A 15,962-nucleotide genomic window follows, 5' to 3' on the forward strand; every position below is an offset into this window, starting at 1 on the left:
TTACCGCAGAGAGGCGGGCAGCTGATTGGGGTTCATGTTACTTAATTTTCAACTGAGTTGGAAAGCGTGAAGGCCTTCGCAGGCACCGGGATCCGGACACCTGAACGACCCCCCACGAGCCCCCCGTGAACGCCCCTGAGCTCCCCGGAAACGCCGGGACCCCCTCCGGCGCGAACGGCCGGAAGGGGCACGGGTGGTGCGGTGGCCCGGGGTCAGCTCCAGCTGGAGTGCAGCGGCTTGCCCTCCGCGTATCCGGAGGCGCTCTGCACTCCGACGACGGCCTTCTCCGCGAACTCCGCGAGCGAGCCGGCACCGGCGTAGGTGCAGGAGGAGCGGACGCCCGCGATGATCGAGTCGACCAGGTCCTCGACGCCGGGACGGGTCGGGTCCAGGAACATCCGCGAGGTGGAGATGCCCTCCTCGAAGAGCGCCTTGCGGGCCCGGTCGTACGCCGACTCGTCGGAGGTGCGGTTCTTCACGGCGCGCGCGGACGCCATGCCGAAGGACTCCTTGTAGAAGCGGCCGTCGGCGGACTGCTGGAGATCGCCGGGCGACTCGTACGTCCCGGCGAACCAGGAACCGATCATCACGTTGGACGCGCCCGCGGCGAGCGCCATGGCGACGTCGCGCGGGTGGCGGACGCCACCGTCGGCCCAGACGTGCTTGCCGTACTTCTTCGCCTCGGCGGCGCACTCCAGGACGGCGGAGAACTGCGGCCGGCCCACTCCGGTCATCATCCGGGTGGTGCACATGGCGCCGGGTCCGACACCGACCTTGATGACGTCGGCGCCGGCCTCGATGAGGTCGCGCACACCCTCGGCGGCGACGATGTTGCCCGCGACGATCGGCACCTGCGGGTCCAGTGCCCGCACCGCGCGGACCGCGTTGATCATGGACTCCTGGTGGCCGTGCGCGGTGTCGACGACCAGGGTGTCGGCTCCGGCGTCGAGGAGCTGCTTGGCCTTCCCCGCCACATCACCGTTGATCCCGACGGCGGCGGCGATCCGCAGCCTGCCCTTCGCGTCGGTGGCGGGGGTGTAGAGAGTGGCGCGCAGTGCGGCCTTCCGGGTGAGTATGCCGACGAGACGGCCCTCGGCGTCGACCGCGGGGGCGAGCTTGCGGTTGGCGCCGTCGAGCTTGTTGAACGCGTCGCGCGGGTCGATGTCCGCGTCGAGCAGCACCAGGTCCCTGGACATGACCTCGGAGAGCTGCGTGAAGCGGTCGACGCCGGTCAGGTCGTGGTCGGTGACCACGCCGACGGGCCGCCGGTCGCTGTCGACGACGACACCGGCGCCGTGGGCGCGCTTGGGCAGCAGGGACAGGGCGTCGGCGACGGTCTGTCCGGGGGCCAGCTCGATGGGGGTGTCGAGCACGAGGTGGCGCGTCTTGACCCAGCTGATGACCTCGGTGACGACCTCGATCGGGATGTCCTGCGGAATGACGACGAGACCACCGCGACGGGCGATCGTCTCGGCCATCCGGCGGCCCGCGATGGCCGTCATGTTCGCGACGACGAGCGGGATGGTGGTGCCGGTGCCGTCGGGCGAGGACAGGTCCACGCCCTGGCGGGATCCGACCGCCGACCTGCCCGGGACCATGAAGACATCGTCGTACGTGAGGTCGTACGGGACCGAGGGGGACTCTGTGTATCGACCGGTGCCGGGCTCAAGAAAACGCATAACACTCATTTTTTCATACGAAATGGCGCAGGTCGTTTCCACGAAGACACAACAAACGACTCCCGCCTTCGTATGTTCCTCCGAGGAACAGGACCGGGAGCCCCGGGCAAGTGGAACCTGCCTTACCCACAGACCCTACCCCCACCGCCTCCGGATCATTGGGGATCATCATCCCTGGACCTGGTGACAAGGGGTCAGGTAGCTTCAAATCCGCAGGTCCGACGGGTCAGCCAGACACCCCGGAGGAACAGGCGGAATGCTCACAACTTCCGTCGCAGGCACGACCGGAGAGGATCACGACCCGCCCGTGGAGAGCGAACTGCCGGACATCTACTGCCCGTTCCCCCAGCGCACGAACCCGCACGTCGGGCACGTACGGGAACACCTCGACAGCTGGACCCGCAACACCGGTCTGGTGCACCGGGATTCAGCCAGGGACCGCTTCGAGCAGGCCGACTTCGGGGCCTTCGTCGGCATGGTGTACCCGACCGCCGACAGCGAGAATCTGGACCTGGTCGCCGACTGGTTCGTCTGGCTGTTCCTCGTCGACGACCAGCTGGACGACGGACACCTCGGCCGCAGCCCGGACCGGGTGCGCAGCGTGGTGGAGGTGATGCGTTCCGTGGTCGAGCGCGGTGCCAGGCCCGCGGACGAGGGGCTGCCGGCCGCGGTCGTCGCCCTCGTCGACCTGTGGGAACGCACGGTGCCGGCCGCCGCACCCCAGTGGCGGCGCCGGTTCACGTACCACCTGATGAAGTACCTCACGACCGCCACCACCTGGGAGGCCGGGAACAGGGCCGACGGGGTGGTCCCGGCCGAGGCGACGTACATCGAGAAGCGCCGGCACACCGGTGCGATCCACGTCTGCATGGACCTGATAGAGATCGTGGCGGGCATCGAGGCGCCCGAGTCGATCCACAACGACCCCCGGTTCATCACCGCGCTGGAGGCCTCGTGCAACGTCGTGTGCTGGGCCAATGACGTGTATTCGTACGAGAAGGAGCAGGTCCTGGGCGAGATCCACAATCTCGTCCACCTGGTCAGGCACCACCGCGGGTACGGCAAGCAGGAGTCGCTCGACCACGTCTGCGCGGAGATCGCCACCGAGACCGAGCGCTTCCTCTCCGCGGAGGCCGAGCTGCTCGCCGCCTATCCGCAGCTCGGCTGGATGCTGGAGCCGTATCTGGACGGCATGCGGAGCTGGATGCGCGGCAACCTCGACTGGTCCCGGCAGACACCGCGCTACAACCCGGCCGACGTCAGCCAGTACAAGGAGCCGGAGCAGTATCTGGAGGCCACGGTCCTGGGCGTCCCGCAGGACTGACGGGGCCGAGGGCGTCGAAGGACGTGGGGGCGGGGACGGCGACACCGTCCCCGCCCCCACGTCCTTCGCTCACTCGCCGTCCGGGTCGCGCCGCTCCAGCGCCGGCCTGCGCGGCGCGGCCGAGTCGGTCAGCAGGTAGTCGGCCGCCGCGGTGTCCGTCACCAGGCTGGTGACCAGACCGGACCGCAGCACCGCGCCGATCGCCGCGGCCTTGCGCTGGCCGCCCGCGATCGCCACCACCTCGGGGATCCGGCGCAGCCGGTCCGCCTCGACCGTGATGCAGCGCTCACCGAGGTCCCGGCCGACCCGCCGGCCCTCCGAGTCGAAGAGGTGCGCCGACATCTCGGCGGCGACGCCGAGCGAGGCGTAGTGCTCGCGCTCCTCGTCGGACAGCATGTCGTGCACCGTGGAGATGCCGGGCTCCCAGGAGCCGATGGACACCGCCGCGACCGTCACCTTGTCGAAGTACTCGAAGGCGCGGGCGATCCCCGTCTGGTGGCGCAGCGCGGCGGCCGTGGCCGGGTCGGGCAGCAGCATCGGCGCGTAGATCGGGTGGGCCTCGCCGCCGGAGACCTGCGCGGCCCGCCGGACCGCCTCGACCGAGCCGCGCTCGGCGGTGCCCGCGTCGTACACCCCGGTGAGCTGCACGACCGTGCACGGCGGGAGCCGGTCCAGGGCGGCGGCCATGTGGATGGTGGACCGGCCCCAGGCCAGCCCGAGCACATCGCCCTCGTTCACCAGTTCGCCGAGCAGATCGGCCGCGACCTCGCCCAGGTTCTCCGGATCGGCGGCGTCGTCCTGCTCCTCCGCGGGGGACTCGACCACGACCGCGTGGCGCAGCCCGTAACGCGCGCGGAGCGCGTCGGAGCGCTCGGCGTCCAGCTCTGCGGGGACCCGGATCTCGATCCGTACGAGGTCGCGCTCCAGCGCCGTCTCCAGGACCCTGGCGACCTTGAAGCGGCTGACGCCGAACTCCTCCGCGATCTGGATCTTGGATTTGCCCTCAAGGTAGAAGCGGCGGGCCATGGCCGCCGCCTGCACCAGCTCCGCGGGCCCCATCCGCAGGGCGGACCGGCCCGCCGACATTGCAGACACCGCGTTCTCCTCACTGCTGTTCACGCTCTCGATACGCCGTTCATCCTGTCAGATACGGCGATCCTTGATCGGCCACGTCGGGCCGCGTTCATCTGCCCTTGGCCGGACCGACCGGCGATCGGGGGCCGGAGCGGCTGCCTGCTCCGTCGCCCCCGTCAGTGGCCGCACGCCCACGGCGCCGAGGCGGTGGCCCCGTCGGCCTTCGCGCGCAGCGCCCGCACCGCCTCGGCCGGGTCCTTGGCGCCGTACACGGCGGAGCCCGCGACGAAGACGTCGGCGCCGGCGTCCGCGCACCGCTCGATGGTGGACTCGGAGACTCCGCCGTCGACCTGGAGCCACAGTTCGAGGCCGTGCCGGGAGATCAGCTCACGGGTGCGGCGGATCTTCGGCAGCATGATGTCCAGGAAGGACTGGCCCCCGAAGCCCGGCTCGACCGTCATGATCAGCAGCATGTCCAGCTCGGGGAGCAGGTCCTCGTACGGTTCGATGGGCGTCGCCGGCTTGAGCGCCATGGAGGCGCGGGCGCCCTTGGCCCGGATCTCCCGCGCCAGCCGTACGGGGGCTGCCGCGGCCTCCACGTGGAAGGTGACGGAACCCGCGCCCGCCTCGACGTACTGCGGGGCCCAGCGGTCCGCGTCCTCGATCATCAGATGGCAGTCCAGCGGGGTGTCCGTGGCCCTGCTGAGCGATTCCACGATCGGCACACCGAGGGTCAGATTGGGCACGAAGTGGTTGTCCATGACGTCGACATGAAGCCAGTCGGCGCCTTCGACGGCCTGTGCCTCCTCGGCGAGGCGTGCGAAGTCGGCGGAGAGAATGCTGGGGTTGATCTGGGCCATGGGTCCAGCCTGCCATGTTCTGCGGCACTTCCCCGCTTCGGTGCGCTCCAAAGCCTCACGGGATCATTACGGTTCGCACATTCCTGGCTTTATCGCCCACGGACGATCACCAGGACAGCGGCCGTTCCCCGACGTCCGCGTCGTCGGCAGGCCACGGGCCTCTGAGGAATCCCAGGGGCCTCCTCAGAGGCCCGTGGCCCTCAGGAAGGCCTCCGCGATCCGCGCGGGGGTGTGTTCTGCGACCTGGAGGGGCGCCTGTCGTGCGGCGGCGTGGTAGGCGTCCGGGTCGTCGAGGAGTTCGGCTGTGGCCCGCCACAGACGTTCGGGTCCGTCGACGAGATCCAGCATCCGGCCGGCCGCGCCGGTGAGCGTGGGCAGGTGCCCGAGTCCGTAGCCCACCACCGGGGTTCCCACCGAGAGTGCTTCCGCGGCCACGTTGCCGAACGTCTCGGGGAGAATCGAGGGCAGCACGGCGACGGCGGCGCCCGCCAGGAAGGGCTGGACCTCCTGCCAGGGCAGGGCGGGGAGGATCGAGACGTCAGGCAGGGACGCGGCCAGGGCGCGGCACTCGGCGATCACCCGGTCCTGCATGCCGGTCCGGAACTCGAATCCGGCCGATGCCAGCACGATGTCCACCGGGCGGCCGAGGTCGTGGGGAAAAGCACGCAGGAGTTCGGAGATCCCCTTCTGCGGATCGGCGCGGGCCAGCGTCCGTACCGGACCGCCGCGGCGCAGCCGTTCACGCTCGTCGTCGGGGGGCGCGGTGCCCTGCCGGGGCAGGGCGTTGGGCAGCGAGAGCCAGCCTTCCGTGTCGAGTCCGGCCCGGCGGGCCTCGTCGGTCAGGAAGTCGCTGACGGTCAGCACGGCGTCCGGGCGGTGGGCGAGGCTCTCCAGCATGCGTTCGTCGGTACGCAGGAAGTGGACCATCAGAGCCGTGCGCACCCCGGGCGGCGCGGGTGCGAGGTACCCCAGACCCACGACCGCGTCGACCCAGCACACCAGGTCCACGTCGTGCTCGCGCAGAAGCCCGCGGACTTCGCGGCACACCGGTTCCGGATCTGCGAGCAGGTTCAGTGCCTCGTCGTAGACGATCGGCCGTGGCAGGGTCAGGCTGTCGAGCCTCAGGAGGTGGGGACCGTCCGCACCGGTGGCCGGACCGGCTGCCACGATCACGGCGTGATGGCCCAGTTCGCGCAGACCGTCGGCGAGCGAAGCGACGCTGCGCTCGATCCCGGCAGGTTCGCTGGGATTGTGCGTCAACAGGACGAAGGCGATGTTCACGCGGGGTGGTCCTCCGTGGCGGGTGCGTGGGAAGGGTGCCGGGCCGGGGCGGACTAGGTGTATTGACCCGGCCCGGCGGCAACGCGGTTACTCCTGGGGCGGGTTGGGGCGGGCGATCAGCGCGACGCCCTGATCGCCGATGGCGTGGGGGCGTCGCGCGAAGTGGCGACGTAGCGCGGGGGCGATGGCCCGTCGCATGTCGGGGGCGCGCGGATGGTCCTCGTACCAGAGGTTGACCAGGGATCCGGCGGCGGCGTGGACCCGTTCCTCCGGCGCGGTCTCAGGGAAGTGCAGGGCGGCCTCGGTCCGGTGCAGCGAGAAGTGCCGGAATCCGAGCGGGGCGAGGATTTCAGCGGCGGTGGCCAGCAGGAATCCCTGATGGTCGAGGGGTTCGCCGGAGAGCGGTACGCAGGTCTCGTTGAGCAGGCCCACGAGTTCGTTGTCCGGGGCTCCGCCGATCAGCACGATCCGGGCCTGGGGGTGGCCGATGTCGCATACCCGCGCCATCTCGCGTACGGACTGTTCCAGGTCGTCCACGTAGGGAAGGACCCAGGCGGCCAGCACCGCGTCGAAGCTCCGGTCGGGGAAGGGCAGCGATTCGGCGTGCCCGGGGACGGGCTCGACCGTCCCTGTGCGGCTGTCGCCGGCGTGCGCGTTGAGCGTGGCGACCCGGGAGCCGTGCGGTTCGACGGTGGTGCAGTGGCCCAGTTGGCTCGCGACCGCCCGGGTCAGTTCGCCGGTTCCCCCACCGACGTCGAGGACGCGGTGGCTGGCAGCGGTGGCACTGCGGACGAGGGCGATCTCCTCGCGGCGCTCCAGCCGTCCGGTGAAACCCAGCCAGCCTGCGTGGCCGAGGCGGTGGGGCCCGCGGTAGCGGACCGGCATCCGGTCGGAAGGCCCGCAGAGGGGGTGGCGGCGCACATCCAGGACATCGGTGACGGACGGAGTGACGGCGGTGGGCGTGTGGGTGGGCAAGGTGTTCTCCTGTGCCTGTCGCGGGACAGTCGGTCGGGTCGCGACGCGCCGTCCGGGCAGTGCGCGCCGTCTCGTCGGGCGGCATCGGCCGGCGTGCGTGCGTCGCCGCTCCGGTGGACGTCAGCGTCCGGTGCGGGTCGGTGCCAGAGCGAGGACCTGTGCGCGCAGGCCCGGGTCGGCGCTGAACCGGCCCGTCAGGTGGGTGGTGACCATCACCGCGCCATGCGCCTGGGCCCCCCGTTGGGTCATGCAGGCGTGTTCGGAACGGATCAGACAGGCCGCGCCGAGCGAGTCCAGATTCCGGGTGAGGGCGTCGGTGACCTGACCGCCCAGCCGTTCCTGCACCTGGGGGCGCGCGCCGTACTCCTGGAGCAGCCGGGCGAGCTTGGACAGGCCGACGATGTGGGCGTCGGGCCGGGGGAGATAGGCGACGGTCGCCCGGCCCACGAACGGCAGGACGTGGTGCTCGCACAGGGCGACGAAGGGGACGTCGACGGCGGCGATGACTCCCTGGTCCGTGGACTCGGGCGGGAACTGGACCCGCAGATGACGGTCCGGGTCGAGGCGGAGTCCGCGGGTCATCTCGGCCAGAGCCGTGACGAACCGGTGCGGGGTCTGTTCGGTCGAGGTGGTGTCGCAGTCGATGCCCAGGGCCGAGAACATCTCTCTCGCGTGTGTGGTGGCCTGCGCCAAGGCAGGTTCGCCCGGGGCGCCGATCGCGGCCGGGTCCGTCTCTGCTTCCGCTGTGCTCGGGTGGCTCGTGATGGTCATGCGCACCATTCCTGAACGGGTGACACGGAGGAACGGCCGCTGGACGGGTCAGGTCCGGGCATGGCGCCATCCCGCGGTGTTGACGTGTGTCTCGCTCACGACGACCTCGCTGACGACGGCGCCGGCGGCGGCGGACAGCTCAAGGAGGGCCTGGCCGACCACGCGTGCGAGCAGTTCGGCCACCGCCTCGACGGTCGGATGGGGAAGATCTACCGCGAAGCGCTCCGCCGGGCCGGGGTCACTCGCGCCGAAGCGGAAGACCTTGCTGCGGTGCTCGGCCAGGATGCCTGCGAGGGGGTCGTCCGCTCCGAGCATGGCCCCGTGGTCGAGGTGGGTGTCGATCCAGGATCTGACCCGGCCCTTGAAGGCCCCGAACTCGACGACCGTCCCCCGCTCCAGCAGCGGGGCCGTGACGGTGGCCTCCATCCACCAGGAATGCCCATGGAGGTTGACGCATTTGCCGACCAGATGCGGAATCCGGTGCGCGGTCTCGAAGTTGTGCCGTACCGATACCGAATGGGCCGCCTTCGGGCCTTCGGGTAACTCAGGCGGATGTACCGCGCCCATCAGGGAATTCCGAGGTACTTGTGGGTTTGCAGGGAGAAGTTCCACAGCGGGTGCTCCAGGCAGTACTCGACGGTGGCGCGGGTGTTGGCGGCGATGTCCGGTCCGTCCATCGGCTGGAGGCGGAACGAGTCGAAGTCCAGGTGCTCGAACCGTGCGGGGTCGCCGTGCTGCTGGGGGTAGACGAGTTTGAGTTCGTCGCCGCGCTCCACGACCATCCGCGAGCCGATCTTCGGGCTCACGCACAACCAGTCGATGCCCGGGGGCGGCACCCTGGTTCCGTTGGTCTCGACCGAGACCGTGAAGCCGCGGTCGTGCAGGGCTTCGACGGCGGGGGCGTCGAGCTGGAGAAGCGGCTCTCCGCCCGTGCAGACAACGAACCGCTGGGCGTCGGTGCGGGGCGCCCACTGCTCCAGGACGTTGTCGGCCAGCGCCTCGGGGGTCGCGAAGCGGCCGCCGTTCTCACCGTCGGTACCGACGAAGTCAGTGTCGCAGAAGGCACAGACGGCCCGGTGGCGGTCCTTCTCCCGGCCGGTCCACAGATTGCAGTTGGAGAAGCGGCAGAAGACCGCGGGCCGCCCCGCGTGCCGCCCCTCGCCCTGGAGCGTGTAGAAGATCTCTTTCACCCGGTAGGTCATGCGGGCGCGCCCTGGTAGGTGATCGGATCGGGGAATCCGGCCTCGGTGAAGCCCTTCAGCCGCAGCAGGCAGGTGTCGCAGTGGCCACAGGCCCGCCCGCTGTCGTCGGGGTCGTAGCAACTGGAGGTCAGCGCGTAGTCGACGCCGAGAGCGGTTCCCGTGCGGATGATCTCCGCCTTGGACAGGTCCAGCAGCGGCGAGTGCAGCGTGATCCGGCGCTTCCCCTCGACCGCCGACCTGGTCGCGAGGTTGGCCATCGCCTCGAAGGCCCCCAGGTACTCGGGCCGGCAGTCGGGGTATCCGCTGTAGTCGACGGCCGTGACTCCGGTGAAGATGTCCGCGGCCCCGACGACCTCCGCGTAGGCGAGCGCGAACGACAGGAAGATCGTGTTGCGGGCCGGCACGTACGTAGCCGGGATGCCCTCCCCCATCTCCGCTTCGCCGCGCCCCTTGGGGACGTCGACGCCGGCATCGGTCAGCGCCGAACCGCCGAAGACGCGGAGGTCGATGTCCGCGACGACGTGCCGCTCAACTCCTTGCCGCTCTGCGACCCTCCGGGCGGCGGCCAATTCGACGGAATGCCGTTGTCCATAGCTGAAACTGAGAGCGTAGGGAGTGAATCCCCGGTCTTTCGCCACCGCCAGGGCGGTCGTCGAGTCTAGGCCGCCACTGAGGAGTACGATCGCCGATTCCGCCATAGCATGTACCTTTCGCCCGCGCGAGCAAGGACACTTCACACCTATACATGCGCGGAGAAAAAGTCACCCAATCGGCCGCCTCATTAAACATACGGCAAAGCCGGGAAAGTAATTCAATATTCTTTGGCATTTGCCTTCTTTTCATATCCCGGGAAAAGGACATCGGAAAGGCGAATACACGGGGGCGGGTGTGATCAGCCGGTACGCCGCAGCACGGCGAGGTACATCGCGTCCGTGCCGTGCAGATGCGGCCACAGCTGGACGTCCGGTCCGTCACCCAGGGCGGGCACCCCGGGCATCAGCGGACGGGCGTCGACCCACTCGGCCTCGACCGGCGCGCCGCCGCGGCCCTTGAGCACGTCCTCGACGACCACCCGGGTCTCCGCCAGGTGCGGCGAGCAGGTCGCGTAGCCGACGACGCCGCCGACCCGTACGGCCTTCAGCGCCTCGCGCAGCAGACCGCGCTGGAGCGGCGCGAAGCTCTCCAGGTCCTCCTTGCGGCGCCGCCAGCGGGACTCCGGCCGGCGGCGCAGCGCGCCGAGGCCCGAGCACGGGACGTCCATCAGGATCCGGTCGAAGGTGCCGGGCCGCCACGGCGGGCGGGTGCCGTCGGCGGTGATCACCTGGTACGGGCCGGGGTTGCCGGCCAGCGAGCGCTCGACGAGCCGGGCCCGGTGCGGCTGCTTCTCGGCCGCCAGCAGGGCGGCACCCCGGCCGGCGGCGAGGGCGGCCAGCAGGGCGGCCTTTCCGCCGGGTCCGGCGCAGCCGTCGAGCCAGCGGGTGTCGCTGCCCTCCAGCGGCGCGTTGGCGAGGGCCGCGGCGACGAGCTGGCTGCCCTCGTCCTGGACTCCGGCCCGGCTCTCCCGCACGGCGGTCAGGGCGCCGGGCTCACCGCCCTCGGCCATCCGTACGGCGTAGGGCGACCAGCGGCCCGGGAGCCCGTTGTCCTCGCCGAGCGCATCCATCAGCTCATCGGTGGTGGAGCGGCCGGGGCGGGCGACGAGGGTGACCTCGGGCCGTTCGTTGTCGGCCTCCAGCAGGTCCTCGATGCCGGCCCGGCCGCCGCCGAGGGCGTCCCACAGCGCGGAGACGATCCAGCGCGGGTGCGAGTGCACGAGGGCGAGGTGGTCCTCCGCGTCGTCCTCGTAAGAGGGTGCGACCCGCGCCACCCAACCGTCGAAGTCGTCGGCGGTCACCTTGCGCAGGACGGCGTTGACGAATTTGGCCCGCCCCTCACCGAGCACCACCCGGGCCAGCTCCACACTGGCGGAGACGGCGGCGTGGGTCGGGATGCGGGTGCCGAGCAGCTGGTGCACGCCCATGTTGAGCACGTCCAGGACCGGCGGGTCGACCTCGCGCAGCGGCCGGTCGATGCAGGCGGCGACGATCGCGTCGTAGGTGCCCTGGCGGCGCAGCGTTCCGTAGACAAGCTCGGTCGCCAGCGCCGCGTCCCGGCTGTCGAAGTCGCCCGCCGCGCGGGCCTTCTTCAGCAGCGGGGGAAGGACGAGGTTGGCGTACGCGTCGCGTTCGTCGACGGCCCTGAGGGCCTCGAAGGCGAGGAACCGGACCGGGTCCTTCTTCGGTCGGCGGTGCGGTGTGGCGGGACGGCGACGCGGCTGGTCGTTCACGTGAAAGGTGCTCCGCTGATGGTGAGAGGGCGAACCGCCCCAGCCTACGTCCCCGCCCCGGCCCGCCGGTCCGTCAGCTGCCGACGAGCTCGCCGGGGACGATCCGCACGCCGCGCGCCCAGTCCGCGGCCCGCATCGGCTTCTTGCCCTGCGGCTGGACCCAGAGCAGCTCGACCGCGTGCGATCCGGTGCCCACGTACACGTTGTTCTTGGCCGCCGACAGCTCGCCGGGCGCCAGATCGGCCCGGTCCACGACGGGCACCGCCTGCACCAGCTTGAGCCGCTCGCCGCGGAAGAGCGTCCAGGCGCCGGGGGCGGGGGTGCAGCCGCGGACCACCCGGTCGACGCGCAGGGCGGGCGCCGACCACTCGATCCGGGCGTCCTCGACGCTGATCTTCGGCGCGAGGGTGACCCCCTCCGCGGGCTGCGGCACGGCGTGCAGGGTGCCGTCCTCGATGCCGTCCATGGTCGCGGCGAGCAGCCCGGCCCCGGCGAAGGCCAGCCGGGTCAGCAGGTCACCGCTGGTGTCGGTGGGCCGGACCTCCTCGGTGAGCACTCCGTACACGGGCCCGGAGTCGAGCCCCTCCTCGATCAGGAAGGTGGAGGCGCCCGTCACCTCGTCGCCCGCCATGACGGAGTGCTGCACGGGTGCGGCGCCGCGCCAGGCCGGCAGCAGCGAGAAGTGCAGGTTGACCCAGCCCCGGGCGGGAACATCCAGCGCGGCCTTGGGCAGCAGCGCCCCGTAGGCGACGACCGGGCAGCAGTCCGGCGCGATCTCCCGCAGCCGTGCCAGGAAGTCCGCGTCCCGCGGCTTGGCCGGCTTGAGCACCTCGATCCCGGCCTCCTCCGCCCGCTCCGCGACGGGACTGGCCACCAACCTGCGGCCGCGCCCCGCGGGCGCGTCGGGCCGGGTGACGACGGCGGCGACCTCGTGCCGGCCGGAGGCGATCAGTGCGTCCAGTGCGGGTACGGCTACCTCGGGGGTGCCTGCGAAGACGAGCTTCATGGGTGGCTGACTGCCTCTCAGGCCGAAACGTTACGGTGACGAGCAACGCACAAGTCTATGGTCCCGGGGGCCGGCGCCCTCCCAGGGGGCGTACGCACGGTTGCGCGCCCCTCGCAGGTGCGTATACGCCCCCGTAGCGTGACCAGATCCCCGGCTGAGGCGTTGGTCAAGTGAGATTGACCGAAGCGAGCCGCCACGGTGCGGCCCGATCCCTTTCAACGCCGGTTCGAGAGGCTTCTTCATGGCCGACCACGCAACCCACGACGCCCAAGCGCGGGCCAGCCTGCATCTTCTGGTGCGGGACATCGAGCGGGTCCGGCGGCAGGTGGACGCGCTGCGCACGCTCACCGCCCAACTGGGCAACGTCTACCGTCCGCGCCGCTCCGGCCCGTCCGCCGGCTTCGTCGTCTACGGCAGGGCCCCGGCCCCCACCGTCAGGCTGGCCCAGGAACTGCGGGACAGTGTCGAGACCCTGGTGACGGCGGCAGTGGACTTCGACCGTTCGCTGGGCTTCTCCTGGGACGCGGTGGGCTCCGCGCTCGGAGTCACCAAGCAGGCGGTCCACCGCCGCTACGGCACCCGGCGCGCCGCCGCCCAGCCGCCGGCGGCCGAGGCCCCGGAGCCCATGGCGCAGCGCCCGGAGCCCATGGCGCCGGGGTCCGCCGCTCCGGCGCTGCCCTCCGTGCCTGCCGCACGATCGATGCCGCCGCAGCCGTCGCCGGAGCGTCCGCCGTCGCGCGAGGATCTGCGCCCGGGCGCCTTCCCGGGACCGCGCAACGGCTGACACTCCCGGGCCCTTGGTGCGGGTGCTCCGCCTGTGCGGGGTGCGCCTGGTCCGGTGGGTGGGGGTGGTGCCCCTCCGGGGCGTCTCCTCGAAAATGGCGTGTTCACCCGGGTACGTGAGGGACCCGGGTCGTACGCCATTTCCTGCGGGGACTCCCCTGCACGTCCCCACCCCAGCATCGTGCGCGTCTGAACACCGGCGAAACGACTGTCGCAGACGCGCGACGAGTGGGTCCGGGGGCGTGCAGGGGAGTCCCCGCAGAAAATTGGCGTACTACCCGGCCCCCGCTACGTCTCCGGTCGCCACGCCAGTTTTTGAGGAGACGCCCCGGAGGGCCCCCGAACCCCCACCCACCGTGCAGGCGCACCCCGCACCCGGCGGAGCCCCCGCACCACCCAAGCCCGTCCGGCGATTGAGGACAAAACCCGCGCCAAGGAGAAGCGGCAACGTCACGCCGTCACCCGATGTCCGGCGGGTCCACCCTGATCCGTACCGGACCCCCGCCTCCCCCACGGGACATCCGCGCCGCCTGCGCGGACTTCAGCGCGGCCGCCAGCGCCGCCCCGCTGCCCGGACGCACCCGGACCAGGGCCCGCTCCCAGGTCTCCCCCGGCGGCGCGTCGAACGGCCTGCGGGGCCGTCCGGGCTCGGCGGAGGGGACCGGCACCGGACCGAGCACCTCCGCGTCCGCCGGCAGCTCCGCGGTGGCCAGGAACGCGGCGAGTGCCTGCGGCTCCCCCGTCACCGACGCCATCCGGGACACCGGCGGAAAGCCCAGCTCGGCCCGTTCCGCCAGCTCACGGCGGGCGTGACCGACCGGGTCCCAGCGCACCAGGGCCTGCACCGGACGCAGCGTCGGCTCCGCGACGATCACCACCGTGCCGCCCTCCGGCTGCCCCCGTACCAGCGCGGCGGCCGCCGTCCAGCGGCGCAGCGCCTCCTCACCGGCCCGCAGATCGGGGCGGCCGACCATCGCCCAGCCGTCCAGCAGCAGCGCGGCCGCGTACCCGCCCTCCGCGACGGGTTCTGCGCCGGGGGTGCTGACCACGAGCGCGGGCTGATCCGGCACCGAGTCCAGCACGTGGTCGCGTCCTGAGGTCCGCACCGGTACGGCGGGAAACGCCCGGCCGAGCTCCTCCGCCGTGCGGCGGGCCCCGACGATCTGGGCGCGCAGCCGGCGGCCCCCGCAGGCCACGCAGTGCCAGGACGTCTCGGGCAGGCCGCACCAGGCGCAGTTCAGGTCCCGCTGGTCGGGCGCCTCCAGCGGTCCCGCGCAGTGCCGGCAGCGCGCGGGCTCCCGGCAGCGCTCGCAGGCCAGCCGCGGGGCGTACCCGCGACGCGGCACCTGGACGAGCACCGGGCCGCTGCGCAGTCCGTCCCGGACGGTCTGCCAGGCGAGGCTCGGCAGCCTCGCGGCCCGTGCGGCGCCGTCCCGCGCGAGCTCGCCGTCCCCGACGGTACGCACCAGGGGCGCCGCGATCCTGGTCTGCTCCCGGTCGGCGCGCAGCGGCAGCGCCCAGCCGCTCTCGACCAGCTGGGCGGCCTCCACGGTGCAGTTCGTACCGCCGAGCAGGAAGCCGCACCCGCTGTGCGCCGCCCGCAGTTCGAGGACCTCGCGGACGTGCGGGAAGGGGGCGTTGTCATCGCTGTGGCTGGAGTCCCCGTCGTCCCAGACGGCGACCAGGCCGAGGTTGGCGACCGGGGCGAACATCGCGGCCCGCGTACCCACGACCGCCCGGACGGACCCGCGCCGCACGGCGAGCCACTCCCGGTACCGCTTCTCCGGGCCGGAGCCGGCGGTCAGCAGGGCGTGGCGGCCCTCACCGAGGATCCCGGTGAGCGCGGTGTCGGCCCGTGCCGCGGTCCGTCCGTCGGGGACCACCACCAGTGCGCCGCGTCCGGAGGCGAGGGTCGCGCCGACGGCCCTGGCGATCTCCTCCGGCCAGTGCGGTCCCGGCAGGGCGGTCCACACGGCCCTGGGCGCGCCGCCGGAGGCCAGCGCGTCCAGGAACGCCGCGCCCTGCCCGTAGCGCGCCCAGCTCCCCGGAGCGGGGGCCGGGGGCGGCGGCAGGGGTTCGGGAGAGGGCTTGGACTCGGCGCGGGCGTTCCTCGGCGGCACCGCGAGCTGCAGGACGTCCGCGAGACTGCCGGCGTACCGGTCGGCCACGGCTCGGGCGAGGCCGAGCAGCTCGGGCCCGAGGACCGGTTCGGGTGACACGACGGAGGCGAGGGCGGCCAGCGCCCCGCCGTAGTCGGACTCGGCCAGCCGCTCGACCAGGAATCCGTCGATCAGGCCGCCGCCCTCGCGCCGCCCGCCCCGGACATTGCGGCCGCCCGCGCCGAAGCGCACCCGCACCCGCACCCCGGGCTGCGCGACGGCGTCGAGCTCCTCGGGGACGGCGTAGTCGAAGTACTGGTCGAGGTGGAGCGCGCCCTTGTTCACCAGGACGCGGGCGACGGGCAGCTCACCGGCGAGGGCGGCGCCGCGCCAGGTCCTCGGTTTGGCGCGGGGCACCTTGGCCTGCCGCACCGTCTCCCGAATCAGCGCAAGCTGCTCCGGAGCCCCGGTGCCGGGCTCGTCGGACCCCTCGTTGTCGCTGCTCACAGCCAAATTCCTACCAGACGCCACTGACATTCCGGCCGGCTCCGAGCCCGGACGCAACGCCGGAGCCCGGACACC

The 15,962-nt window shown here is 71.9% G+C and carries 14 protein-coding genes; 2 read left to right on the forward strand and 12 right to left on the reverse strand.

Annotated elements, in window-relative coordinates; translation table 11 throughout:
- Positions 1-212: 212 nt before the first annotated feature.
- Positions 213-1,679 (reverse strand): GuaB1 family IMP dehydrogenase-related protein, encoded by a 1,467-nt coding sequence (locus tag OG892_RS05670; protein WP_073739482.1) that lies wholly within the window; start codon positions 1,677-1,679, stop codon positions 213-215.
- Positions 1,680-1,986: 307 nt separating this feature from the next.
- On the opposite strand from OG892_RS05670, the gene OG892_RS05675 reads away from it, so the two are divergent.
- The gene (locus OG892_RS05675) at positions 1,987-3,003 is read left to right on the forward strand and encodes a terpene cyclase (protein WP_073739522.1); all 1,017 of its coding nucleotides are present in this window, start codon (positions 1,987-1,989) and stop codon (positions 3,001-3,003) included.
- Between the two features lie 69 nt (positions 3,004-3,072).
- Here the strand turns inward: OG892_RS05675 and OG892_RS05680 are convergent, their stop codons facing one another.
- The 10 genes from OG892_RS05680 to fmt form a co-directional block, all read right to left on the reverse strand.
- Positions 3,073-4,089, reverse strand: a complete 1,017-nt coding sequence (locus OG892_RS05680; protein WP_024488660.1) for a sugar-binding transcriptional regulator — start codon at positions 4,087-4,089, stop codon at positions 3,073-3,075.
- 164 nt (positions 4,090-4,253) lie between these two features.
- Complete coding sequence (gene rpe / locus OG892_RS05685; RefSeq protein WP_073739484.1) at positions 4,254-4,937, reverse strand: ribulose-phosphate 3-epimerase; 684 nt, start codon at positions 4,935-4,937, stop codon at positions 4,254-4,256.
- Positions 4,938-5,120: 183 nt separating this feature from the next.
- Positions 5,121-6,218 carry a glycosyltransferase family 4 protein gene (locus tag OG892_RS05690; protein ID WP_328867721.1) on the reverse strand — a complete coding sequence of 366 codons (1,098 nt, stop codon included), beginning with the start codon at positions 6,216-6,218 and terminating at the stop codon, positions 5,121-5,123.
- Between the two features lie 87 nt (positions 6,219-6,305).
- Positions 6,306-7,193: a class I SAM-dependent methyltransferase gene (locus OG892_RS05695; RefSeq protein WP_073739489.1), complete on the reverse strand. Its 888-nt coding sequence runs from the start codon at positions 7,191-7,193 to the stop codon at positions 6,306-6,308.
- Positions 7,194-7,313: 120 nt separating this feature from the next.
- Positions 7,314-7,964 carry a GTP cyclohydrolase I gene (gene folE / locus OG892_RS05700; protein WP_073739491.1) on the reverse strand — a complete coding sequence of 217 codons (651 nt, stop codon included), beginning with the start codon at positions 7,962-7,964 and terminating at the stop codon, positions 7,314-7,316.
- Between the two features lie 48 nt (positions 7,965-8,012).
- On the reverse strand, positions 8,013-8,531 hold the full coding sequence (locus OG892_RS05705; protein WP_073739493.1) for a 6-carboxytetrahydropterin synthase: 519 nt from the start codon (positions 8,529-8,531) through the stop codon (positions 8,013-8,015).
- Positions 8,531-9,166: a 7-carboxy-7-deazaguanine synthase gene (queE, locus tag OG892_RS05710; protein ID WP_073739495.1), complete on the reverse strand. Its 636-nt coding sequence runs from the start codon at positions 9,164-9,166 to the stop codon at positions 8,531-8,533. Before queE ends, OG892_RS05705 begins: the two co-directional genes overlap by 1 nt.
- A complete protein-coding gene (gene queC / locus OG892_RS05715) occupies positions 9,163-9,864 on the reverse strand; it encodes a 7-cyano-7-deazaguanine synthase QueC (protein WP_073739497.1) in 702 nt (233 codons plus the stop codon). Before queC ends, queE begins: the two co-directional genes overlap by 4 nt.
- A 194-nt stretch (positions 9,865-10,058) precedes the next feature.
- Positions 10,059-11,492 (reverse strand): RsmB/NOP family class I SAM-dependent RNA methyltransferase, encoded by a 1,434-nt coding sequence (locus tag OG892_RS05720; protein ID WP_073739499.1) that lies wholly within the window; start codon positions 11,490-11,492, stop codon positions 10,059-10,061.
- Between the two features lie 73 nt (positions 11,493-11,565).
- Complete coding sequence (gene fmt / locus OG892_RS05725; RefSeq protein WP_073739501.1) at positions 11,566-12,498, reverse strand: methionyl-tRNA formyltransferase; 933 nt, start codon at positions 12,496-12,498, stop codon at positions 11,566-11,568.
- 241 nt (positions 12,499-12,739) lie between these two features.
- On the opposite strand from fmt, the gene OG892_RS05730 reads away from it, so the two are divergent.
- Positions 12,740-13,282: a hypothetical protein gene (locus tag OG892_RS05730; protein WP_073739503.1), complete on the forward strand. Its 543-nt coding sequence runs from the start codon at positions 12,740-12,742 to the stop codon at positions 13,280-13,282.
- Positions 13,283-13,739: 457 nt separating this feature from the next.
- On the opposite strand, the gene OG892_RS05735 is transcribed toward OG892_RS05730, so the two are convergent.
- On the reverse strand, positions 13,740-15,887 hold the full coding sequence (locus tag OG892_RS05735; protein ID WP_371628613.1) for a primosomal protein N': 2,148 nt from the start codon (positions 15,885-15,887) through the stop codon (positions 13,740-13,742).
- Positions 15,888-15,962: the final 75 nt, after the last annotated feature.

This window comes from Streptomyces sp. NBC_00341, from assembly GCF_041435055.1.
GTDB lineage: Bacteria > Actinomycetota > Actinomycetes > Streptomycetales > Streptomycetaceae > Streptomyces.